The sequence below is a fragment of the Pseudomonas grandcourensis genome (genome assembly GCF_039909015.1).
Classification (GTDB): Bacteria; Pseudomonadota; Gammaproteobacteria; order Pseudomonadales; family Pseudomonadaceae; genus Aquipseudomonas; species Aquipseudomonas grandcourensis.
This window is the reverse complement of sequence record NZ_CP150919.1, coordinates 3,721,074-3,744,639: the sequence shown is the minus strand read 5'-3', so window position 1 is coordinate 3,744,639 and position 23,566 is coordinate 3,721,074. Positions and strand designations below refer to the sequence as shown.

19 protein-coding genes are annotated in these 23,566 nt (G+C 61.9%); 12 read left to right on the top strand and 7 right to left on the bottom strand.

The annotated features are described in order from the left end of the window. Nucleotides 1-2 precede the first annotated feature (2 nt). The 3 genes from cobN to AABM52_RS16700 all read left to right on the top strand — a co-directional run bounded on the left by cobN (nucleotide 3) and on the right by AABM52_RS16700 (nucleotide 5,666). Nucleotides 3-3,845 carry a cobaltochelatase subunit CobN gene (gene cobN, locus AABM52_RS16710; protein WP_347906947.1) on the top strand — a complete coding sequence of 1,281 codons (3,843 nt, stop codon included), beginning with the start codon at nucleotides 3-5 and terminating at the stop codon, nucleotides 3,843-3,845. Between the two features lie 148 nt (nucleotides 3,846-3,993). Next, nucleotides 3,994-5,001: an AAA family ATPase gene (locus AABM52_RS16705; protein ID WP_347906945.1), complete on the top strand. Its 1,008-nt coding sequence runs from the start codon at nucleotides 3,994-3,996 to the stop codon at nucleotides 4,999-5,001. Nucleotides 5,002-5,120: 119 nt separating this feature from the next. Continuing rightward, nucleotides 5,121-5,666 carry a VWA domain-containing protein gene (locus tag AABM52_RS16700; RefSeq protein WP_347906943.1) on the top strand — a complete coding sequence of 182 codons (546 nt, stop codon included), beginning with the start codon at nucleotides 5,121-5,123 and terminating at the stop codon, nucleotides 5,664-5,666. 146 nt (nucleotides 5,667-5,812) lie between these two features. On the opposite strand, the gene AABM52_RS16695 is transcribed toward AABM52_RS16700, so the two are convergent. Next, nucleotides 5,813-7,036 (bottom strand): NADH:flavin oxidoreductase/NADH oxidase family protein, encoded by a 1,224-nt coding sequence (locus AABM52_RS16695; protein WP_347906940.1) that lies wholly within the window; start codon nucleotides 7,034-7,036, stop codon nucleotides 5,813-5,815. Between the two features lie 76 nt (nucleotides 7,037-7,112). Between AABM52_RS16695 and AABM52_RS16690 the strand changes: the two genes are divergently transcribed. Then, nucleotides 7,113-7,517, top strand: a complete 405-nt coding sequence (locus AABM52_RS16690; protein WP_347906939.1) for a MerR family transcriptional regulator — start codon at nucleotides 7,113-7,115, stop codon at nucleotides 7,515-7,517. A gap of 73 nt (nucleotides 7,518-7,590) precedes the next feature. Here the strand turns inward: AABM52_RS16690 and AABM52_RS16685 are convergent, their stop codons facing one another. The 5 genes from AABM52_RS16685 to wecB are packed head-to-tail and all read right to left on the bottom strand — an operon-like array spanning nucleotide 7,591 to nucleotide 16,018. Beyond that, nucleotides 7,591-8,673: a GGDEF domain-containing protein gene (locus AABM52_RS16685; RefSeq protein ID WP_347906937.1), complete on the bottom strand. Its 1,083-nt coding sequence runs from the start codon at nucleotides 8,671-8,673 to the stop codon at nucleotides 7,591-7,593. Continuing rightward, nucleotides 8,657-9,535 (bottom strand): DUF4434 family protein, encoded by an 879-nt coding sequence (locus tag AABM52_RS16680; protein WP_347906935.1) that lies wholly within the window; start codon nucleotides 9,533-9,535, stop codon nucleotides 8,657-8,659. Before AABM52_RS16680 ends, AABM52_RS16685 begins: the two co-directional genes overlap by 17 nt. After that, on the bottom strand, nucleotides 9,535-12,699 hold the full coding sequence (locus tag AABM52_RS16675; RefSeq protein ID WP_347906934.1) for a phage receptor: 3,165 nt from the start codon (nucleotides 12,697-12,699) through the stop codon (nucleotides 9,535-9,537). Before AABM52_RS16675 ends, AABM52_RS16680 begins: the two co-directional genes overlap by 1 nt. After that, nucleotides 12,696-14,870, bottom strand: a complete 2,175-nt coding sequence (gene nrfB / locus AABM52_RS16670) for a cyclic di-3',5'-guanylate-activated glycosyltransferase NrfB (RefSeq protein WP_347906932.1) — start codon at nucleotides 14,868-14,870, stop codon at nucleotides 12,696-12,698. Before nrfB ends, AABM52_RS16675 begins: the two co-directional genes overlap by 4 nt. Continuing rightward, nucleotides 14,867-16,018 carry a non-hydrolyzing UDP-N-acetylglucosamine 2-epimerase gene (gene wecB, locus AABM52_RS16665; RefSeq protein WP_347906930.1) on the bottom strand — a complete coding sequence of 384 codons (1,152 nt, stop codon included), beginning with the start codon at nucleotides 16,016-16,018 and terminating at the stop codon, nucleotides 14,867-14,869. The genes nrfB and wecB overlap by 4 nt, the downstream gene beginning before the upstream one ends. A 372-nt stretch (nucleotides 16,019-16,390) precedes the next feature. On the opposite strand from wecB, the gene AABM52_RS16660 reads away from it, so the two are divergent. The 8 genes from AABM52_RS16660 to AABM52_RS16625 all read left to right on the top strand — a co-directional run bounded on the left by AABM52_RS16660 (nucleotide 16,391) and on the right by AABM52_RS16625 (nucleotide 23,052). Beyond that, nucleotides 16,391-17,239, top strand: coding sequence for a transporter substrate-binding domain-containing protein (locus AABM52_RS16660; protein WP_347906929.1), 849 nt, complete (start codon nucleotides 16,391-16,393; stop codon nucleotides 17,237-17,239). A 51-nt stretch (nucleotides 17,240-17,290) separates the two neighbouring features. Further along, a complete protein-coding gene (locus tag AABM52_RS16655) occupies nucleotides 17,291-17,953 on the top strand; it encodes an amino acid ABC transporter permease (RefSeq protein ID WP_032829783.1) in 663 nt (220 codons plus the stop codon). Between the two features lie 9 nt (nucleotides 17,954-17,962). Then, nucleotides 17,963-18,625, top strand: a complete 663-nt coding sequence (locus AABM52_RS16650) for an amino acid ABC transporter permease (RefSeq protein WP_347906927.1) — start codon at nucleotides 17,963-17,965, stop codon at nucleotides 18,623-18,625. Next, nucleotides 18,622-19,416, top strand: coding sequence for an amino acid ABC transporter ATP-binding protein (locus tag AABM52_RS16645; protein ID WP_347906925.1), 795 nt, complete (start codon nucleotides 18,622-18,624; stop codon nucleotides 19,414-19,416). Before AABM52_RS16650 ends, AABM52_RS16645 begins: the two co-directional genes overlap by 4 nt. Before the next feature lie 29 nt (nucleotides 19,417-19,445). Further along, complete coding sequence (locus AABM52_RS16640) at nucleotides 19,446-19,835, top strand: RidA family protein (protein WP_223443001.1); 390 nt, start codon at nucleotides 19,446-19,448, stop codon at nucleotides 19,833-19,835. A 133-nt stretch (nucleotides 19,836-19,968) separates the two neighbouring features. Further along, entirely contained in the window at nucleotides 19,969-20,733 is a 765-nt protein-coding gene (locus tag AABM52_RS16635) for an IclR family transcriptional regulator (RefSeq protein ID WP_347906923.1), read from the top strand. Between the two features lie 39 nt (nucleotides 20,734-20,772). Continuing rightward, nucleotides 20,773-21,990, top strand: a complete 1,218-nt coding sequence (locus AABM52_RS16630) for an amino acid deaminase (protein ID WP_347906921.1) — start codon at nucleotides 20,773-20,775, stop codon at nucleotides 21,988-21,990. A 126-nt stretch (nucleotides 21,991-22,116) separates the two neighbouring features. After that, nucleotides 22,117-23,052: a sugar kinase gene (locus AABM52_RS16625; RefSeq protein WP_347906919.1), complete on the top strand. Its 936-nt coding sequence runs from the start codon at nucleotides 22,117-22,119 to the stop codon at nucleotides 23,050-23,052. Nucleotides 23,053-23,230: 178 nt separating this feature from the next. Here AABM52_RS16625 and AABM52_RS16620 read toward each other — a convergent pair whose 3' ends face one another. Beyond that, on the bottom strand, nucleotides 23,231-23,506 hold the full coding sequence (locus AABM52_RS16620; RefSeq protein WP_007898282.1) for a peptidylprolyl isomerase: 276 nt from the start codon (nucleotides 23,504-23,506) through the stop codon (nucleotides 23,231-23,233). Nucleotides 23,507-23,566 lie beyond the last annotated feature (60 nt).

Below are 23,566 nucleotides of genomic sequence, written 5' to 3'. Positions count from 1 at the left end.
CCATGCACCTGCTCAGGACCCAGCCCGGCGGTTTCGTGTCGGATGACAACATTGCCGACCTTGGACAAACCCCCGCCGAACTGGTGGTCCTGTGCAGCGGCGATTCCAGCCTGGCACTGCTCGCCGAAGCGGCGCAGCAGTTGCCCGACGATTACCCGAGCGTGCGCCTGGCCAACCCGATGCAGGTGCAGAACCATGCCTCGGTCGACTTGTACGTCGATGAAGTGCTGCGTCACGCCAAGGTGATCCTGATTTCGCTGCACGGCGGCATCGCCTATTGGCGTTACGGCATCGAGCGCCTGGTCGAACTGTCTCAGCGCGGCGTGCAGGTGATTCTGGTGCCGGGTGATGATCGCCCGGACCCGGAGCTCAGTGACCTGAGCACCGTCGGCGCCGAGGATCGCGACCGTCTCTGGCAGTTTCTGCGCCAGGGCGGTATGGGCAACGCCCTCGATTTCTTCCGCTGCCTGGCCAACCGCTGGCTGGCCCGTGATTACACCTGGGGCGAGCCGCAAACCCTGCCACGCACGGCGATTTACCATCCGCACAAACACTCCGCTGCACTGAGCGACTGGCAGGCCGACTGGCACGCCGATCAACCGGTGGCGGCGGTGCTGTTCTACCGCTCGCATTTGCAGGCGGCGAACACCGCGTTCATTGATGTTTTTTGCCAGCGCTTGCAGGCTGCGGGGTTGAATCCGTTGCCGATAGCGCTGGCCAGCCTGAAGGAGCCCGGTTGTCTTTGCGTGGTCGAGGACTGGCTGGATGAGGGCAGCGTCTCGGTGATTTTGAACACCACCGGCTTCGCCCAATCCAGTCCAGAAGCACCGCATCTGCGCCCGTTTCGCCGCAATATTCCGGTGATCCAGGCCATTTGCGCCCAAGACAACGAACCCGGCTGGCGCGCCAGCGAACAGGGGCTTGGCCCCCGAGACCTGGCGATGCACATCGCCTTGCCGGAGCTGGACGGACGCATCATCAGCCGCCCGATCAGTTTCAAGGACCTGGCGTGGCGCAGTGAGCGCAGTCAGTCGGATGTGGTCTGCTACCGGCCACAACCGGAACGCATGGATTTCGTTGCCGAACTGGCGCGGCGTTGGGTCGAACTGGCGCGGGTGCCCAATGCGGAAAAACGCATTGCCTTGATTCTCGCCAATTACCCGACGCGCGACGGTCGCATCGGCAACGGCGTTGGCCTCGATACCCCGGCGGCTGCGCTGAATATCCTGCGGGCGCTGCATGCCGAAGGTTATCCATTGCCGGCTGAGTTGCCGGACAGCGGCACCGCATTGATCCAGCAGTTACTGGGCGGCGTCAGCAACGACCTCGAGACCCTCGACCTGCGTCCGTGCCAGCAAAGCCTGGGCATGGATGATTATCTGGTGATGTTCAACGCACTGCCCGAAGCCAACCGTGCGGCGGTGCTCGAACGTTGGGGTGCGCCGGAAAGCGACCCGATGTGCCGCAGCGGACGGATGATGATCGCTGGCCTGCGTTTTGGCCTGACCTTCGTCGGCATTCAGCCGGCCAGGGGTTATCAGGTCGACCCGAGCTCGGTGTATCACGACCCGGACCTGGTGCCGCCCCACGGCTACCTGGCGTTCTACTTCTGGCTGCGCAACACCTACGGCGCCCACGGTGTGATCCACGTCGGCAAGCACGGCAACCTCGAATGGCTGCCGGGCAAAGGCGTGGGACTTTCGGAAAACTGCTGGCCGGACGCACTGCTCGGGCCGCTGCCGAACATCTATCCGTTCATCGTCAACGACCCGGGCGAGGGTGCCCAGGCCAAACGGCGTACCCAGGCCGTGATCATCGATCACCTGATGCCGCCGCTGACCCGCGCCGAAACCTACGGCCCGCTGCGCAACCTCGAACTGTTGGCCGACGAATATTACGAAGCGCAGTTGCTCGATCCGCGTCGCGCCCGAGAGTTGCAGCGTGACATCCTGCAACTGGTGCGTGACACCCACATCGACCGTGAACTGCAACTGGACGAACAACTCGACAGTGATGCCGACGCAGCGATCTGGTTGCCGCGACTCGACACCTATCTGTGCGATTTGAAGGAGTCGCAGATCCGCGACGGCCTGCATGTGTTCGGCGAATCTCCCACCGGGCGTTTGCGTATCGATACCTTGCTGGCGTTGTTGCGCATTCCACGGGGCGATGGGCGGGGCGGGCAGTCGAGTTTGCTGCGGGCACTGGCCAAGGCTTTCAGGCTGGGGTTCGATCCGCTGGATTGTGCGCTGGCCGAGCCGTGGACCGGGCCGCGTCCCGATTCACTTTTGCTTATCAGCAATGAGACATGGCGCACGGCGGGTGATACCCGCGAGCGCCTGGAATTGTTCGCCGCGCAGTTGATTTCGGACGCTTTGAATAGCCCCTGTAGGAGCGAGCCTGCTCGCGATGGTGTGTCAGCCACATTGATGTCAACTGACACACCATCGCGAGCAGGCTCGCTCCTACAGGATGTGGACTGGATCGAGGTGCAAGCCATCATCGACAACCTGCGCGAGGTGGTCGCTCCGCGTCTGGACGCCTGCGGTCCGGCGGAAATGTGCGGATTGCTCGACGCCCTGAGCGGTCGCTTCGTCCCGGCCGGTCCCAGCGGCGCGCCGAGTCGTGGTCGCCTGGACGTGCTGCCCACCGGTCGCAACTTCTATTCCGTGGACGTGCGCAACCTGCCGACCACCACGGCGTGGCGCATCGGTTTCCAGTCGGCCAACCTGATTCTCGAACGGCACCTGCAAGACCACGGCGATCATTTGCGCCAGCTCGGCCTGTCGGTGTGGGGCACCGCGACCATGCGCACCGGCGGCGATGACATCGCCCAGGCGATGGCGCTGATGGGCGTGCGTCCGGTGTGGGCCACCGGCAGCCAGCGGGTCGATGATTTCGAGATTCTGCCGTTGAGTTTGCTCGACCGCCCGAGGGTGGACGTGACCTTGCGTGTGTCCGGTTTCTTCCGTGATGCCTTTGCCAATCTGATTCGCTTGTTCGACGCGGCAGTGCAAGCGGTGGCCGACCTCGATGAGCCGGACGACCTCAACCCATTGGCGGCCAAGGTCCGCGCCGAGCGTGCAGCCTTGCTGCAGTCAGGGCTCGATGAAGACGCTGCGCGACGCCAGGCCGGCTGGCGGATTTTCGGGGCCAAACCCGGTGCCTACGGTGCGGGAGTGCAGGGCGCCATCGACGGTCGCCTGTGGCAGAGCCGCGAGGACTTGGCCGAGGTTTACCTCAACTGGGGCGGCTACGCTTACGGCGGTTCTGACGAAGGCACCGCCGCTCGCGAACAGTTCAGCCAGCGCCTGAGCCAGGTACAGGCGGTGCTGCAAAACCAGGATAACCGCGAGCACGATCTGCTCGACTCCAACGATTACTACCAGTTCCAGGGCGGTATGCTCGCAGCGGTGGAAAGCCTGAAAGGCGAGGCGGCGGCCAGTTATCATGGCGACCACAGCCAGCCGGACCTGCCGAAGATTCGCACCTTGAAGGAAGAGCTGAACCGGGTGATCCGCTCCCGGGCGGCCAACCCGAAGTGGCTCGAAGGCGTTAAACGTCACGGCTACAAAGGTGCGTTCGAAATGGCCGCGACGGTCGACAACCTGTTCGCCTTCGACGCCACCACGCAGTTGATCGACGATCACCAGTACGCGTTGTTGGCCGATGCCTACTTGCTTGATCCGGACACCCGGGATTTTGTTCGCGAACACAATCCCCATGCCTTGCGCGACATGACCGAGCGCATGCTTGAGGCGCAACAGCGGGGGATGTGGAAGGACCCCGGCGAATACCGCGAGGCGCTGGAGAATCTTTTGCTGGATATAGAAGAAGACGGCTGACCTGTTCCCCCTGTAGGAGCGAGCCTGCTCGCGATGACATTCGCTCAGTCGACAAAAATGTTGCCTGACATTCCGCCATCGCGAGCAAGCTCGCTCCCACACGGATAGCGGCGCCTGTGAGATCACCGACCATGACCGAGATAAAACAATGACCGACACCCCGCATTTCCCGCTCTCCGCCGTGGTCGGTGCCGACGATTTGAAGCTGGCCCTGTGCCTGACCGCCATCGACCCGAAAATCGGCGGCGTGCTGATCGAAGGCCCACGGGGCATGGCCAAGTCGACCCTGGCCCGCGGTCTGGCGGACCTGCTGGCCAGCGGTCAGTTCGTCACCTTGCCGCTGGGCGCCACCGAGGAGCGCCTGGTCGGCACCCTTGATCTCGACGCGGCGCTGGGCGAAGGTCGCGCGCAGTTTTCCCCCGGCGTACTGGCCAAGGCTGATGGTGGCGTGCTCTATGTCGACGAGGTCAATCTGTTGCCCGATCACCTCGTTGACCTGTTGCTCGATGTGGCCGCCAGCGGCACCAATCTGGTGGAGCGTGACGGCATTTCCCATCGGCATTCGGCGAAGTTTGTGCTGATCGGCACCATGAATCCGGAAGAGGGTGAACTGCGTCCGCAATTGCTTGACCGTTTCGGCTTGAACGTCGCCCTCGGTGGCCACACCGCGCCGGCCGAGCGCGGCCAGATCATTCGCCGTCGCCTGGATTTCGACAGCGATCCGCAAGGTTTCTGCGCCGAATGGGAATCCGCGCAGGCGTCTCTGCGCGAACGTTGCCAGAACGCACGCAATGCGCTGGCAAACATTCCCCTCGACGACCAGGCGTTGGCACACATCACCGAACGCTGCTTTGCCGCCGGTGTCGATGGCTTGCGCGCCGATCTGGTCTGGCTGCGTGCCGCCCGGGCGCACGCCGCCTGGCGCGGGGCGAACGCCATCGCCGAGGAAGATATCGACGCCGTCGCCGAGTTCGCCTTGCGCCATCGTCGTCGCGAGCACTCACCACCGGTTCCTCCGCAATCCCAAGCGGCGCAATCCTCCGAGCCACAGAACGCCAACCCGGGCGAAGGGCAGGGCCAGTGGGGCGAGTTGCCTGCCCAGACGCTGGCGGTCGGCGCACGACGTGAAGTGCCGAGCTGGCCAAAAAAGCCCTAGGCATTCGCCCTCGCTGCGACGCGGGGGCGAATGCCAGACCCCGAGCCGGGCGGCTGGACCACGGCAGACAGGGCAAGCGTCACGTAGCCCGCAGCGGCACGGTCAACTGGCCCGGCACTTTGCTCAATGGCCGACCGCGTCAGCGCGACGACCTGTTGTTTCAGCTGCGTACTCGCTCCCCTCATGAACTGTGGCTGGTGATCGTGGATGCCTCCGCTTCGACCCGCCGTCATCAGGCATTGAGTGATGCCAAGGGCTTGCTGGCGCAGTTGTTCGACGATGCCTATCGCCAGCGTGCGCGTCTGGCTCTGCTCACAGCCAGCGGTGCTGCACCCAAGTGGCAGGTGCAGGGATTGAAGGCCTCGACCGGGTTGCGCCAGTGGCTCGATGGCCTTGGCGCCGGTGGCGGCACGCCGTTGCTGGCAGCATTGGGTGAAGCGGAGCAGTGGCTCGCGGCACGGCAAAAGCGTTTTCCGGCAGAGCAGCAGCGGTTGTTGCTGGTGACCGATGGCCGGCTGAAGGACTGGCCGTTGTTGCCTGTGCTGGAGTGCCCGGGGCTGTTGATCGACATCGAGCGCGGGCCGATTCGGCTTGGGCGCAGCAGGGTGTTGGCGGCGCAGTTGCAGGCCGAGTATCGGCACATTGACGAACTGCTTTCTGGCTGAAGTTTACTTTGTCTACACGGACCTCATCGCGAGCAAGCTCGCTCCCACATTGGTCCGGGTGAACACAGCGTCTGTGAACACCGAATGACCCCTGTGGGAGCGAGCTTGCTCGCGATAGCGGCGTGTCAGCCACCATCAATTCCGGATTACTTACCCATCGCCTGCCGATACTGCCGGGTGCGCTTGCCAATGTATAACCGGTCGAGAATCAACGCCCACAACGCCGAGACTTCAGGTCGGGTTTTGCGCCCACGGCTCAAGCGATGCAGCTGGAATTTGACCACCGCCATGCCCGCCAGCGCCGCCAGGGGTTTGCGCTTCCAGCGGATCGGCGGCAGTTGCGGATGACTGTCCCGGCCTTCGCGCCAGTGCTTGACCAGGTGCGGCTCCACGGCCAGCGCGGTGCCGATGCCGGCCATGGCAAGGCCGCTGTCGAGGACCTGTTCGACGATCGCCAAACGGCGGATCCCGCCGGTCACCATCACCGGCATCCGCGCAACGCTGGCCAGTTCACCGGCCATTTCCAGAAAGTACGCCTCCCGCGCCAGGGTCCGGCCGTCGCGCGCTTCGCCTTGCATGGCCGGTGCTTCGTAACTGCCGCCGGAGAGTTCCAGCAGGTCGATCGGTTGTTCGTTCAGCCACTGGATCACTTGCCGTGCATCATCGGCATCGAAACCACCGCGCTGGAAATCCGCTGAGTTGAGTTTCACCGACACACAAAATTGCGGCGACACCGCTTGGCGAACCGCCTCGACAACGGACAACAGCAGGCGCGCACGATTTTCCAGGGCGCCGCCCCATTGATCGGTGCGCCGATTGGTGAGCGGCGAAAGGAACTGGCTGATCAGGTAGCCGTGGGCGGCGTGGACCTGCACCCCGGTAAAACCGGCTTTCTCGGCCAGTGCGGCGCTGGTGGCGAAGCGTCGGATCACCTCCCGGATATCGTCCTCGGTCATGGGCTTGGGTTCGGCGAACATCTTCGAGAACTGACCCAGATCCAGCGCAACCGCCGACGGCGCCAGCGCTTGCTGGCCGAGGTTGGCCATGGTCTGGCGGCCAGGATGGTTGAGCTGCGCCCAGAAATGCGCACCGCCGGCCCGGCCGACGCTGGCCCACTGGCGGAAACGCTCCAGGTGGCGCTCGTCTTCCAGCGCTACACCGCCGGGGCCGGTCATGGCGCGGCTGTCGATCATCACATTGCCGGTCAGCAGCAAGCCGGCCTCACCCTCGGCCCAGGCCTGATACAGGCGCAACAGCGCCTGGTCGGGCACCTGATCGGTGTTGGCGAGGTTCTCTTCCATCGCGGCTTTGGCAATACGATTGCCGATGGTCTGGCCGTTGGGCAATTTCAGTATTTGGAAGGGCGACATGCTTGACTCCTCGAAGTGATGAGCAGAGGCTAAGCTTAAAGTTAACTTTAATGTCAAGCAGGTAAACGAGGCCGCAATGAAGATTGGTGAATTGGCGCAGTTGAGCGGGTTGACCGCATCGCGGATCCGTTTTTACGAGTCTCAGGGCTTGATCCGCCAGGTCGAGCGCTCTGCCAACGGTTATCGGCGTTACTCGGAACAGGCGCTGCAGACCCTGCAAATCATCCAGTGCGCGCAGCAAGCGGGTTTCAGCCTGGAAGAGCTCAAGCAGTTACTGCCGGATAATGTGACGGGCGCGTTCAAGCACGATGAGTTGATGGCCGGCCTGCATCGCAAAATCGAGCAGATCGAAGAGATGCAACGGCACCTGGCCCACAGCAAGGCGCAGTTGCTGGGCTGGATCGACACCATCCAGGCCCGGCCCGAGGGCATGAACTGCGATGAAAATGCCGAGCGGGTGATGACGTCATTCAAGCACTAGGTCAGCCAGGGACACGACACCCTGGGTGGGAGCGAGCCTGCTCGCGATGGCGGCGTAATGGACGCCAGATAACTCAAGTCTGACTATGAAAGGTATACCGATCCTTCCCGGTATGTTTTGACTCATACAAGGCATCATCGGCCTTGACCAGTGCCTGGTTCAGTGTGTCCCCGTCGAGCACCCGGGCCAGGCCGATGCTGATGGTCACCGGGTGTTGAGTGGGTCGCTCGCGCACCACCCGACACAACTCACCTGCCAGCGTATCGACGTCTTCGCGACGTACCCCGGTCAGGTAAATCGCGAACTCCTCGCCACCCAACCGCGCGTATTCGAAGTGGGCCATCACCGACTTGATGTCCTGCGCTATGCGATTGAGCACTTCATCGCCGATGTCGTGGCCGTAGACGTCGTTGACCTTCTTGAAATTGTCGATATCGACCATCGCCAGGTAGTGGTCGTTTTCTCGCGGCACTTTGTTCAACTGCTGGTTGGCGCGGGTCATGAACGAGCGGCGATTGGGGATTTCGGTGAGCGTGTCGATGTAGGCCTGGTCCAGCAGCAGCTTGGACATGATGAAGTTGTAAAGCTTGGCCTTGCGCAGTGTCAGGAAGCTGTAGAGGGTCAGGCCGCAGATGAATGCCGAGTAACTGATGGCCATCACCCCCCTCAACTCCATGTGTTCGATACCTGTGTTGTAGAACGGGTTGAGAAACGACCAGGCAATGATTTGCGCGGCAAAGAATGACCAGCGGCTCAGCGGTAATACCGAGGCGGTAAACAGGGTGGTCGAAGCCGCCAGCAACAGCCAGGCGGGTTGGTGATCGTTGGGCAGCCCTTCGGTGAGCAACCGCGTGCCGAAGGCAATGGTGAGCACAAACAGCAGGTTGAGCTTCTGGAAATGCCGGGCGTCGCGGATAAGCAGCAAAATGATGACGAGAATCGTGAAGACACCGAAGAACACCAGCGAACGCCAGGTGAATGGCTGCCCGCCGATGAAGCTCAGGATCAGGTCGTAAGTAATCCAGACCACGATGCTGGCGATGTAGATCAGTACGCAAAAGGTGTGTAGCCGATCGAATTCATGCTGGAGAAACTCGGCCTTAAGCTCAGCTGGCACCGATTTTTTCAACACGTCGTCTTCAATGGTTTTGTACATCGCCGACCTTGCCGTTGTGCTGGTTGTCGAGAATCACCTTGCCCCAGGGTCGGTAGCGCAGGGAGAAAACCGACGTCGGATGGCAACCCGGCGAAGAAGTTTGCGGGGCCATCGCTTCGGCACGGAAGGGTTGCCCGGCAGCGCTGACTTGCCGGAAGGCTTCCCTGACGATACCGATGGAGCAGGGCAGTGCATTGGCGTAGCCATTGCGAATCAATGGTGGCAAGCGACCAGTGCCGGCGCCGTCCTGCCACCACACCTGGATTCCGGCGTTCGCCAAGTCCCCCAGCCATTGGCCATTCACTTGCGGCGCGAGTTTGCCGACGTTGAACACACTGATGTGCAACGGCGCGTCGAGCTTGGCGGAAAAGTCCTTGAGCTGGCGTTGCAACCGTTGCCGGCGATCCAGTGGTAGAAAGTGTAGGTCATCCAGCTCCATGGGCAGATACCAGCCGCTGACCGGGAGTTTCCAGTCCTTGCGCAGCTTTTGCTGCCGGGCCAGCGACTGCCCCAGTTGCGTCTGCCAGTAGGTTGCCAGCCCGGCACTGTCCAGCTCATTGATGCGCTGGTAATAGGCCGGGTCCATGTACAGGCCCAGCACCAGCTTCAGGCCCTGGGCCTGGGCCTGTTTCAGGCTTGCGGCGAGCCAGCCGTCGGCGCCGCCGAAGTCCGAGTCGCCGTAGGCCGTCCACTGTACGATCACCGTGTGCACGCCTTGGCGGGCGCTGTCCTGCCAGATCCGCTGCCATTGCGCCTGGCTCAGGTTGGCATCAACATTGAGCGGCTGATAGAAAATCCGTTCGTCGGCATGGGGCGCCGTGGCGCCCAGCAACAGGCACAAAGCCAAAAGAAGTCGCTTCATCAGAAATTCAACTCCACGCCCACCAGCACGCCGTTGCCGCCGTCATACAGATTGCCGCCCAACGCTTGTTGATACTCGGTGCGCACCGTCAGGTGCGCGCGATAGGCGTTGTAAATGTCATCGTTGAACCACCATTGCCAACGCAGGCCCAGACCGGTGCGCAGATCCTGGCGCCAGTCGTTGCTCGGGTCCTGGCTGGCGAATTCGAGGAAACCGTACGGCATGATCGTTTGCGCGCCGTTGAACGGCAGCTTCCAGGTGTGACCTTGCTGGAAGCGCGACAGCCATTGATGGTCGCCGGCCTTGGTCCACCACGCCGCGTCGAGGTAGAGGAAGCGCTCCTCCCAATCGCTTTCATCGACCCGCCAATCGTTGCGGAATCGACCCTGATCAAGGAACGACGCCGTTGACCGCAGCAGGTAGTCGGTGGTGGTGTGTCCATCGTCACGATGGTCGTTGACTTGATCGGAGAGCTTCTCGGGGATCAGCATCTGGCCCAGGCTCAAGCCGTGATTGTCCTGATCATCGAACTGGCTTTGCTTGTAGATCTCACCGTAGAAGTTGATGTTGGCGGTGCCCCAGGGCTTGTAGCGCAGGCCGACGCCGGTGCCGAGGGATTCGGCATAGCTCGACCTGCCCACGCCGCCAAGCAATACACGGCCATAGACCGACAGCGAACTGCCTGCGCGACTGGGTTCATCGCCCAATGCGTGGTCCCACATGGCCAGTTGCACGTTCTGCGAGCTGGAGCGTCGCTGCGTGCCGGTGCTCTGGTCAGGGCGCACGAAGTCGTTGGTCGATATCCCGGCCGGCGACCAGGTGCTGGCGATGGTGACCGAGTCGCGACGGGACAGGCTTTCGTGAGCGCGACGCTGGCGATAGCGCCGTGCCTCCATGCTGCCTTCCTCGTCATCGGCGGCCACCGGGTTCTGCTCCAGGTCGATCACGCGTTCCAGTTCCTTGCGCGCCGAGGCGCTGTCCTCGACCTCGTCGTAACGCCAGGCCAGTGTTTCGCCGAGACGATAGTCTTCCGGGAAATCCTGGGTGGCGCGTTGCAAATACGGGATGGAGCGGGCGCGTTCTGCCTTGGTCTCGGCGCCGGCCAGGCGCACGCCGTAGTCGGCACGATAACGGGGATTGTCCGGTTCTCGGCGCACCACTTCGGCAAGCCATTCGTTACTTTGCTGCAGGTCGCCGGCCTTTTGTGCCGTGACCGAAGCCGCATAGTAATGCTCGGCATCCGGTACCAACTGCAGGGCGGAACGCTGGCGTTGCAGCGCGAGCGCGTGATCGCCCCGGGCATCGGCAATCGCCGCGCCCAACGTCCACTCATTGGCGCCACGGGTGCGGCTTAGTTGCCAGTAGCGTTCGGCCGTTTGCGTGTCGCCGATATTCAGGGCGCCGCGGCTGGCAGTTAGGCGGGCATTGTCGCTGAGTTCAGCGTCCGGAATGCTGCGCCAGATGGCCAGGGCACCCGCCGAGTCTCCGGAGGCTTCCATGGCGTAGGCGAGTGGCAGGCGACTGTTACGGTCCCCCATTTTTTCCGTGGTCTGGTAGTACACCACCGCTTCGCCGGGGCGCTCGGGCATTGCACAGCGGCCGAGGGCGCGGTAGTCGCCTGCGACTTGCGGGTGATCGCCAATCGTCTGTTGAACCGCGCTGCACTGGCCGTTTTCCGCCAGTTGCGCCAGCAGTTGCCCGCGAGTGGCGGAGTCGACGCGGTTGAGCAATGAAACGATGCGTTGTTGTTGTGCCGCGGTCGGTGTCGATGCGGCATACAACCCTGCCAAACGTTGCAGCAGGGGCGTCGGCAGCTTGCCGCCGTGGCGGTCGAAGGCGCTCTCGATCAACTGTTGCGCATGCTCCCGCTGGCCGGCTTTCAGTGCCAGGTAGGTCGCCTGATTCAGCGAGTTGAGGTTGCCGGTCTGCTGGTAATGCCGCTCCCAGAAGGTCGCCGCTTCGGTATCGTGATCCGATGCCTGGAGCAGTTCAGCGCGACGTTTGACCACGTCGGCGGTCTGCGGCTGGCTGGCGAGGTAGGCCATGACTTTGTCGCTACGGCCTTCAACCTGCCAGACGTCGAGCAGCTGTTCGCGGCGTCGCGTGTCCCAGGGTTCCGGCAGATGGGTCGTTTGCAGCAGGTCGGTGGCTTGCAGGCGCTGGGCGAGTACCAGCCAGGCCTGCGGATTTTCTTCGGGTTGGCAACCTTTCAACTGGGTCAGCGCCGCTTGCGGATCACGACGCGACAGCCAGTCGGCGGTCTCAAGGCAGGGCCGCTGCAACTCACCGCTCAGGCGTTGTACCGTGGCGCTGTCGCCGGTTTGCCGGGCCAGTTCCCACAGACGCTGGCGTTGCGCCGGATCGGCAAGATCGGCAGGCGGCAGCGATTGCATCCAGCGCTGCGCCAACTGGATGTGGCCCATGGCGATCGCCCGGTCGACCATGGCCAGTCGAGCCTTGCGCGCCGCCTCGGGGCTGGGCGCTGTTTGCAGCAATTGCTGCAAGGGTTGCTCGTCGAGGCGTTGCACGTAGGCGTTGGCCAGGCGCTGCCAGCTTTGGGCGTCGAGTTGTTGTTTCGCGGCCAGGGGCGCCAGCTCCTTGATGGTGCCATCCCAATCGCGCAATTGCTCGGACCAGTTGGCCCGGGCCTGTTGCAGCGCTTGCTCATCACCCTTGGGTGGCAGTTGCGCCAGCCAGTCATGGGCCGAGGCAGCGCCACCGCGCTTGGCCAGGCTCGCGCTGTAGGCCTGCCACAGGCGCACGCGATGCTCCAGATTGCTGGAGGCTATCCATTGCTCCACCTGTTTTCTGTCCGGCGGATCCTGTTCGATCCAGGCCAGGCGCAGGTTAAGCAGGGCTTCGCTGTTGGCCGGGGTATCCTGCAGCGCTTGCACGGCGTCTTCGTAGCGTTGCTGCTTGACCAGCGATTGCACCAGCAGTGCCCGTGCTTCATCGTTTCCTGGCACTTGGCCCAGCAGGTGACACATCAGCCGTTCGACTTCCTTCCAGTTGCCGTTTTTCGCTTCGCGGTAACTGCGGTCCATATAGGGATAACTGCGGAACTGATCGAAATCGGTCAAGGGTTCGGCTTGCACCCACGCCGTCGTGTTCAGGCAGAGCAACAGGCTACCGGCCATCAAGGTCTGACGATGGACAGGCTTCATGCGGCCTCCCGGGCAATGCAGTAGGCAGCGTGCTGCTCGCTCGCCTGATCGACCAAGGCCTGTTCGAGGATTTCCTGTGTGATCATGCCGCGTTCAATCAAGTGTTCACCTAGAGACATTTTTTCCGCATCGAAATCGATCAGCGCCTGATTGAACAGGGTAGGCGGCACCATGCCGCGTACTTGCAACAGATTGCCCAGCAACACCTGGTGATGGCTGACGCGCTCGATCAGGTCTTCGTCGTCCTGATTTTTCTCAAGCACCTCAAGCATTTGATGTACTTCCTCGGTTTGACGAGGGCTGGCGTACCAGTAGCGGATCCCCAGCGTCACCCGGCCTTGTGGGGCAAGGCGGCAACGCACCTTGCGTTTCAGTTGGCGGCTGATGGCTCCCAGGGACACCTGGCTCACCGGACCTTCGGAGGCCAGCACCAGGGTTTCGTTTTCCTCGCCGACCGGCAGCACGCCGTAGTGTGTGGCGATTTTGCGTGGAACGGCGTCGATCAGGCGCTTGTCGAGCTTGAACGGATTGAGTGGCGCCCATTCCAGGTCCATTTGTTCGGCCAGGGCCTGTACCAGTTGCGTGGTGTCGATGTGCCCGCGCAGCAGCAGCTCCTGACCCAGGCGTCGGCGTACCGGGTTGGTGATCGCGGCTTCGAGTTGATCTTCAGAGAGCAGACCTTTTTCCACCAGGCGATGGCCCAGCGGGGTGCGCTGGGCCTCGGCCAGGGCCGGAAACTCATGAGTGGTCTTGTCCCAGGCGACGCGACGCGAATCGCCCATTTCCATCACCTGGCGCAACGCCCGAAGGTTGGCGAAGAAATTGACGAAATTGCTCCACACCATCCGGGGGGCCGACAGCAGTCCTTCGCCCAGTCCGTAAAAGCGGGTGACAAACCAACCGCGCTGGAATAGCCGATTGAGCAGCATGAAACCATTGAGCCACAGCAGGCCCGCCAATAACGTGCTGTCAGAGAGGATCGACGGGAACCGCCAGGCATTCGGTGCGATCACGGTGACCAGCCACATCGCCAGCAACACCACCAGCAGTATGTTCACCAGGAAGCTCAACAGGTACGCAATCAGGCCACGGCGGTCGCGCCAAAGAAAATAATTGAGCATGCCTTTGCTGCTCCAGCCAAGATTCTTGGTGCCCTGGAACACAATGCCGACGATCCAGCGCGACTTCTGCCGGATCGCGTACTGCAAGTCTCGGGGAAAGTGCTCGCGCACGCAGATCACCTGGGAAAATGCGCGGTCCATGCCGAACGCCCAGGGTTGCTCCAGTGCCAGTTTCGGATCGGTCACCGAATAGCGGGCAAAGATGCACTTCATGCCTTTTTGCTTGAGGCGGAAACCGATGTCGTAGTCTTCGGTCAGGCTCTGCACGTCGAAGGCGATACCGTCACCGTCCTCGAGCAGGGCACTGATGGCTTTACGGCTGAAGCAGGTGCCGACCCCGGCGCTGGGCACTTGCCCGGTCAGTGCTTCACGCACGATGACGTCCTTGCCATGGTTCTCGGCGAACTCGTCGACGTAGTGCCCGGCGGTGAAGCCATTCCATTCCGGCGCGTAGGGATAGACCGGAATCTGGATCAGGTCCTTGGCCGGCAGCAGGTAGTTGAACAGACGCAACTCCATGGGCGAAATCACGTCCTCGGCATCGTGCAGGATGAAGCCGGCGAACTGGATCTTTGCATCGTTTTCAAAACGCAGGATGGCGTCGATCACGTTGTTCAGGCAGTCAGCCTTGCTGGTCGGGCCGGGGCGGGCACACACCACTTTGTGCACGTTGGGATAATGCCGGCACACCGCATCGACGTCGGCCTGGGTCTCGGCGTCGTTGGGGTAGGTGCCGACGAAAATCTGATAGTTCTCGTAGTCGATGGTCGAGGCGGCCAGGCGCGCCATTTCGCCGACCACGCCGACTTCGTTCCACGCAGGCACCATGATCGCCAGGGGTTTTTCGCTGATGGAGTACAGCCGTTGCTCATCGGCACGGTCGAATTTTTCATAGATCCGCCAGCGCCGGATCAGTTTGCGGCTCCAGTACACGAGGTCGATGAACAGGTCATCGAGCCCGAGTATGAACATCAGCAGGGCCAGGGTAATTGCGAGGTATTTGAGTCCGAACAACACATAGGCAAAGAAGTCGACAAACACCAGGCTCATACGGCTTTACCAGCCGTACGGTGTTTCAGCCAGATGCCGAGGCGGTTGGCGATGCGTTCGCTGGCGTGTCCGTCGCCATACGGACTGTGGACCCGGCTCATGCGCTCAAAGGTGGCTTCATCATCGAACAGCAGGCTCGATTCATTGACGATGCGGTCGGTGTCAGTGCCCACCAGCACCACCGTTCCGCCTTCGAGCGCCGATGGCCGCTCCGTGACATCGCGCAGTACCAACAACGGCTTGCCAATGGCCGGGGCTTCCTCCTGGATGCCACCGGAATCGGTGAGAATGAAATATGCGCGGTCCATCAGCCAGACGAAGTGCTGGTAATCCTGCGGCGCCACCAGATAGATATTGGGTTTGTCCGAGAGAACGCTGTAGACCGCCTTTTGCACCTGCGGATTGAGGTGCACCGGGTAGACGAATTGCACATCGGGATAACGTTCGGCGAGGGTGGCCAGGGCCTGGCAGATGTTGCGAAAACCGCCGCCGAAGTTCTCCCGGCGATGCCCGGTGATCAGCACCATGCGCCGGTTGTCGTCGAGCACGGCCAGCGGCGAATCGGCGGCAGGGTGCCAATGGACTTCCTGTTGGTGTTTGCGCATCCATACCAGTGCGTCGATCACCGTGTTACCGGTGATCTCGATGTTGGCCTTGGACACACCTTCGCGCAGCAGATTGTCCTGGTTGATGAGGGTCGGCGCGAAATGCAGGTCGGCGATGACACCGGTCAGGTGTCGGTTGGCTTCCTCCGGCCAGGGTGCGCGCAAGTTGCCGGTACGCAAGCCGGCTTCGACGTGGCCGATGGGTATCTGGCGATTGAAGGCGGCGAGGGCGGCAATGAAGCTGGTGGTGGTGTCGCCGTGTACCAGCACGATATCCGGATGCACCCGCTCGTAGGCTTTGTCGAGATGCCCCAGCAATTGTTCGGAGAGACCATTGAGGGTCTGTCCCTGGGTCATCACCTGCAAGTCTTCATCGACCGTCAGTTCGAACGAGTCGAGGACCTGCTTGAGCATTTCCCGATGCTGGCCGGTGGAGCAGATGTTCAGGGTGATACCCGGCCAATTGCGCAGGACTCGAGCCAGGGGGGCCATCTTGATGGCCTCCGGACGCGTGCCGAAAACCATCATGACTTTAAATGACATCAACCCTCCTGGGACCGCACACGCCGAATACGTCGCGGCTGCTAAAACCGGTAATTTCTTGGACATACAATAAAGCAGTCGGACGGGCGGTTGTCCAATGATGCGGCTCTGAGTCGCGGGTTTTGCTTCGAATGGGTTCAAGTGCACCCAATTGAGAATCTGATACCCGTCCCCTGTAGCCAACGGTAGCGCCAGTCTGCCCGTGCGTTTGGTAACGTTTTTTCCTGTTTGTACGCATCCCCCTGATTCAAAACAAATTTCAATCTCCCTCACATTCCCTCCACATCCTATGGCACACTTTCTGCTGTCTATTCCGTTGTTACATACCATGTTCCGGTATAGCGGAATAAACATCACCCTGGAGTGCTTGCCATGCATCGCCGTCCTTCCTTGTTCAAAGCGTGTGTTTTTCTATTCGCGGCTACCGCCGCTGCCGTGGGCGTGGCCCAGGCGGCGGACAGCAAGCTCGATAGCGTTCTGGCCCGTGGCAAATTGATTGTAGGTACCGGCAGCACCAACGCGCCGTGGCATTTCCAGGGCGCGGACGGCAAGTTGCAGGGGTTCGATATCGATATCGGACACATGATCGCCAAGGGTTTGTTCAACGACCCGACCAAGGTCGAGTACGTGGTGCAGTCGTCCGATGCGCGGATTCCCAACCTGCTGACCGACAAGGTCGACATCAGCTGCCAGTTCATCACCGTGACCGCCAGCCGCGCCCAGCAAGTGGCGTTCACGCTGCCGTACTACCGCGAAGGTGTCGGCCTGCTGCTGCCGGCGAACAGCAAGTACCAGGAAATCGATGACATGCAGGCCGCCGGTGACAGTCTCACCGTGGCGGTGCTGCAAAACGTCTATGCCGAAGAACTGGTGCACCAGGCATTGCCCAAGGCCAAGGTCGATCAGTACGACAGCGTGGACCTGATGTACCAGGCCGTGAACTCCGGCCGCGCCGACGCGGCAGCCACCGACCAGTCTTCGGTGAAGTACCTGATGGTGCAGAACCCTGGCCGTTACCGCAGCCCGGCCTACGCCTGGAGTCCGCAGACCTATGCCTGCGCGGTCAAGCGCGGCGACCAGGACTGGCTGAACTTCGTCAACACCACCCTGCATGAAGCCATGACCGGCGTTGAGTTCCCGGCTTATGCCGCATCGTTCAAGCAATGGTTTGGTGTGGACCTGCCTACCCCGGCCATCGGTTTCCCCGTCGAATTCAAATGATCCCGTGAGAGTGGGGCGCCGAAGTGCGCCCCGCTCAAGGTACTGCTGACCATGAACTATCAGTTGAACTTTGCCGCCGTGTGGCGCGATTTCGACACCTTGCTGGCGGGGCTCGGCATGGGCCTTGAGCTGGCCCTGGTGTCGATCGCCATCGGCTGCGTGATCGGCCTGATGATGGCGTTCGCTTTGCTGTCGAAGCACCGCGCATTGCGGGTGCTGGCGTCGGTGTATGTCACGGTGATCCGTAACACGCCGATCCTGGTGTTGATCCTGTTGATCTACTTTGCGTTGCCGAGCCTGGGGATCCGGCTGGACAAGATCCCCTCGTTCATCATCACGCTGTCGCTGTATGCCGGGGCGTACCTGACCGAAGTGTTCCGTGGCGGTTTGCTGAGCATTCCCAAGGGCCTGCGTGAAGCAGGGTTGGCCATTGGCCTGGGCGAGTGGCAGGTCAAGGCCTACGTCACCGTGCCGGTGATGCTGCGCAATGTGTTGCCGGCGCTGTCGAACAACTTCATTTCGCTGTTCAAGGACACCTCGCTGGCGGCCGCGATTGCGGTACCCGAGCTGACCTATTACGCGCGCAAGATCAATGTCGAGAGCTACCGGGTGATTGAAACCTGGCTGGTGACCACGGCGTTGTATGTCGCGGCCTGTTACCTCATTGCCATGATGCTGCGTTACCTCGAACAGCGTCTGGCAATTCGCCGATAGGAGGCCCCCATGTACGAATCCCCCAGTTGGTTGCATGAGTTGTGGGTGGCGCGGGAAGTGTTGTGGCACGGCTTTCTGACCAGTGTCCAGGTGTCGGTGCTGGCGATTTTGTTCGGCACGCTCGTTGGCGTCGTCACCGGTCTGGTGCTGACTTACGGCAAATTCTGGATGCGCGCGCCGTTTCGTTTTTATGTCGATGTGATTCGCGGCACGCCGGTGTTTGTGTTGGTGCTGGCGTGCTTCTACATGGCGCCGGCACTTGGCTGGCAGATCAGCGCCTTCCAGGCCGGTGCGCTGGGTTTGACGCTGTTCTGCGGCTCCCACGTTGCCGAGATCGTGCGCGGTGCGTTGCAGGCATTGCCGCGCGGGCAGATGGAGGCGAGCAAGGCCATCGGCCTGACGTTCTACCAGGCTCTCGGCTACGTGCTGTTGCCCCAGGCGTTGCGGCAGATCCTGCCGACCTGGGTCAACTCGTCCACCGAGATCGTCAAGGCCTCGACCCTGTTGTCGGTGATCGGCGTGGCGGAATTGCTGCTCAGTACCCAGCAGATCATTGCCCGGACGTTCATGACCCTGGAGTTTTACCTGTTCGCCGGATTCCTGTTCTTCGTCATCAACTACGGCATCGAGTTACTCGGCCGGCACATTGAAAAGCGGGTGGCTTTGCCATGACTCAGACTCAAACCAATGCACAAAACGGCCAACCTCTGCTGGACATTCGCGGCCTGCACAAGCGTTACGACCAGCTCGAAGTGCTCAAGGGCGTCGACCTGAGCATGCTGCGCGGCAACGTGGTGACGCTGATCGGTTCCAGCGGCTCGGGCAAGACCACGCTGCTGCGCTGCGTGAACATGCTCGAGGAGTTCCAGGGCGGGCAGATCCTGCTCGACGGTGAATCCATCGGTTATGACGAGGTCAACGGCAAACGCATTCGCCACCCGGAAAGAGTCATTGCCCGCCATCGCGCCATGACCGGCATGGCGTTCCAGCAGTTCAACCTGTTTCCACACCTGACCGCATTGCAGAACGTCACCCTGGGCCTGCTCAAGGTCAAGAAGCTGCACAAGAACGAGGCCGTGGCCCTGGCCGAGAAATGGCTGGAGCGCGTTGGCCTGCTGGAACGACGCGATCACTTTCCCGGTCAATTGTCTGGCGGTCAGCAGCAGCGCGTGGCGATCGCCCGGGCGATTGCGATGAACCCGAGCCTGATGCTGTTCGACGAAGTGACCTCGGCCCTCGACCCGGAACTGGTGGGCGAAGTGTTGAGCGTGATCAAGGGCCTGGCCGAAGACGGCATGACCATGCTGCTGGTGACCCACGAAATGCGCTTTGCGTTCGAGGTTTCGGACAAGATCGTATTCATGAATCAGGGGCGTATCGAAGAGCAGGGGCCGCCCAAGGACCTGTTCGAACGTCCGCAATCGCCACGACTGGCGGAATTTCTCAAAAGCACCCGTTTTTAACCTTCAATTTTCAATCAGGAGAAACACTCATGAGCATTACTCGTTACGGCACCGGCAGCACCGCCGCTGGCGGTCAGCCTCGTCCATTCGCCCGCGCTGTCGAAGCCGACGGCTGGCTGCACGTGTCTGGTCAGGTGCCGGCGCTGGATGGCGAGATCATTGTCGGTGGCATTGTCGAACAGACTCACCAGACCATGAAGAACCTGATCGCGATTCTCGAAGAGGCAGGTTTCGGCCTGGAAGACGTGGTGCGTGCCGGCGTGTGGCTGGAGGATCCGCGGGATTTCACGAGTTTCAACAAGGTGTTCTCCGAGTATTTCAAACCTGAACACGCCCCGGCGCGGGCCTGCGTGCAGGCGAACATGATGGTCGACTGCAAGGTCGAGATCGACTGTATTGCGTACAAGAAAAAGGCTTGATCGGCGGTTGCTCTTGTAGGAGCTGCCGAAGGCTGCGATCTTCTGGCGTTTTTTATGGGTGCTGCCAAGGCAAGATCAAAAGATCGCAGCCTGCGGCAGCTCCTACGGGCGACTTTGAATGGGAACCACTGAAATGACCGAAGACACCATCAAGCGCCGGGCACGCGGGCTGGACCGGGCGTTCGATATCCTCGATTTCCTCAAGGAGATCGGCCAGCCCCTGCGCCCGAACGACATCGCCAACGGCATCGGCAGCCCCAAATCCACGGTCTACGAACTGGTGGCCTCGCTGCTGGAGCGACGGATCCTGGAGCCGGTGGGCAAGGACGGTCATGTCTACCTCGGTCGCCAGTTGTATTTTCTCGGGCAGGCACACCTGCGCCATTTCGACCTGACCCGCGAGGCCGATCACGCCTTGCAGGACATCGTCAGCCAGACCCATGAAACCGCACAGATGTGCCTGCTCAACGGGCGCAAGTACACCGTGGCGCTGATGAAGGAAGGTGAGCGGCATTTCCGCATTTCCTCGGACATCGGCGAAAACGCGCCCATCCCCTGGACCGCCTCCGGACGCCTGCTGCTGGCGCACCTGAGCGACCAGGCAATCGTTGACCTGATCGACCACGACGACTTCATCCTGCCCGATGGCGAACGCTTGGAACTTGCGCAGTTTCTCAAGGAAATCCGCCAGGCCGGTATCGATGGTTTCTTTTCCTTCGATAGCGTCGCCGACACCTTTACCCATTGCTTCGCCGCGCCGGTCAAAGACCCCAACGGCGTGGCCATCGCGACCCTTTGCATCGTCGCGCCACGGGCCGATGCGAAGAAAAACTACAACGACTACCGCCGGGTGCTGATCGACAGCGCCAACAGCCTGGCCCGTCGCATCAACGAATAACAGCGGCTGCCCGCGGCCGCGTGAACGAGGAGTTCGACCATGTCTTCTGCCCCCCATACTGCCAACGTGGACAAAGGCACCGCCGCGATCGGAGCGAGCCTGGTGCGTGACGTCAGCCTGCCTGCGCTGGTATTGCACCGCGAGGCGCTGGAACACAACATCCGCTGGATGCAGGCGTTCGTCAGCGACAGCGGCGCCGAACTTGCACCCCATGGCAAAACCAGCATGACCCCGGCGTTGTTCCGCCGCCAACTGGACGCCGGTGCCTGGGGCATCACCCTGGCCAGCGCCACGCAAACCCGAGCGGCCTACGCCCATGGCGTGCGCCGGGTGCTGATGGCCAACCAGCTGGTCGGTACGCCGAACATGGCATTGATCGCCGACCTGCTGGCTGACCCGACGTTCGACTTCTATTGCATGGTCGATCACCCGGACAACGTCGCCGACCTCGGCGCCTATTTCGCCTCCCGCGGCGTGCGCCTGAACGTCATGATCGAATACGGCGTGGTTGGTGGTCGTTGCGGTTGCCGCAGCGAGCAGGAAGTGCTCGATCTGGCCAAGGCCATCGCCGCGCAACCGGCGCTGGCCCTGACCGGGATCGAAGGCTACGAAGGGGTGATCCATGGCGATCACGCGGTGACCGGCATTCGCGATTTCGCCGCGTCACTGGTGCGCCTGGCGGTGCAGTTGCAGGACAGCGGAGCCTTCGCCATTGCCAAGCCGATCATCACCGCGTCGGGGTCGGCCTGGTATGACCTGATTGCCGAGTCCTTCGAAGCGCAGAACGCCGCCGGGCGTTTCCTCAGTGTGCTGCGTCCCGGCAGTTACGTGGCCCATGACCATGGCATCTACAAGGAAGCGCAGTGCTGCGTGCTCGACCGTCGCAGCGACCTGCACGAAGGCCTGCGTCCGGCGCTGGAAGTGTGGGCGCACGTGCAGTCATTGCCGGAGCCGGGGTTTGCGGTGATTGCCCTGGGCAAGCGCGATGTGGCCTACGACGCCGGTTTGCCGGTGCCATTGCTGCGTTATAAGGCGGGCGCCGTGCCGGCCAAAGGCGATGATGTGAGCGCCTGCAAAGTGACTGCTGTGATGGACCAGCATGCGTTCATGACCGTCGCGCCGGGGGTTGATCTGCGGGTGGGCGACATCATTTCGTTCGGGACTTCGCACCCGTGCCTGACGTTCGACAAGTGGCGTGTCGGTTGCCTGGTGGATGAGCAACTGAACGTCATCGAGACCATGGAAACCTGTTTCTAAGACTGAAACCGCGGCGCGGCTTTCGCGAGCACGCCCGCTCCCACAGGGTTTTGTGTACACCGAAGATCCAATGTGGGAGCGGGCTTGCTCGCGAAGAGGCCCTACCAGACAAAAGAGAAACCGCGTATGAACACCATCAACACCCTGGGCCCCAACACTCCACGCATCGCCCTGATCGGCGAATGCATGATCGAGTTGCAGCATCGCGCCGACGGCAGCCTGCAACAAAGCTTCGGCGGCGACACCTTGAATACGGCCGTGTACCTGTCCCGGGAACTGGGAGAGGACGGCTCCGTGGACTACGTCACCGCCCTGGGCGATGACAGTTTCAGCGATGCGATGTGCCAGAGCTGGGCGGCGGAAAATATCGGGCTCGGCATGGTCCAGCGTCTGCCTGGGCGCCTGCCGGGTTTGTATTGCATCCAGACTGACGCCGCCGGTGAGCGGCGCTTTCTGTACTGGCGCAACGAAGCCGCAGTCCGCGATTGCTTCACCACCCCGGCCGCCGCGCCGATCCTCGCTGCGCTGCCGGATTACGACGTGCTGTACTTCAGCGGCATCACTCTGGCGGTACTCGGCGCGCAAGGCCGGGAAAAACTGCTGGAAACCCTGATCGAAGCCCGCCAGCGCGATGCGCGGATCGTATTCGACAACAACTACCGGCCACGGCTGTGGGCATCGGTCGAGGAGGCACAGGCGGCGTATCGCCGTGTGCTGCCACATGTCGACCTGGCGTTGCTGACGGTGGAGGACGAACAGGCATTGTTTGGCTATGCCGATTGTGACGCGGTGTTTGCCGCGTACGAGCAGATCGGTACGCCGGAAGTGGTGCTCAAGCGCGGTGCCCAAGCGTGCCTGATTCGTTGTGATGGCGAGTCATTCGAGGTGCCGGCGCAGAAGGTCGAGCGGGTGGTCGACACCACGGCGGCGGGGGATTCCTTCAGCGCCGCGTATCTGGCTTCGCGGCTCAAGGGCGGCAGCCCGGCGGACGCCGCCGAGGCCGGGCATCTGTTGGCGAGCCGGGTGATTCAGGTGCCGGGGGCGCTGATTCCAAGGGATTGAATCCATTATCTGTGGAGAGGGAGCTTTTGTGGCGAGGGGGCTTGCCCCCGTTGGGTTGCGAAGCAGCCCCAAAACCTGCTGGATCTGATTTTGATGACACACCGAGTGTGCAGGGTTTGCGACTGCTGCGCACTCGAACGGGGGCAAGCCCCCTCGCCACAGGGGCCTGATCAGCCACTCAATCCCGGTAAAACACCTGCACCAGGTGATACCCGAACTTGCTCTTGATCGGCCCGTGCACCACCCGCAGCGGTTTCTTGAAGATCACTGCATCGATCACGCCGACCATCTGCCCTGGCCGCACTTCACCGAGATCGCCGCCGCGCTTGCCCGATGGGCAGGTCGAATACTTCTTGGCCAGCACGTCGAACGCTTCGCCCTTGGCGATGCGTTGTTTGAGCTGCTCGGCTTCTTCCGAGGTTTTCACCAGGATATGGCGGGCTTGAGCTTTCATGTGGCGGTTACCTTGCAACGGTGGTGGCTATGTGGGTGGCAGCGGGGGGCGCGCGATTAT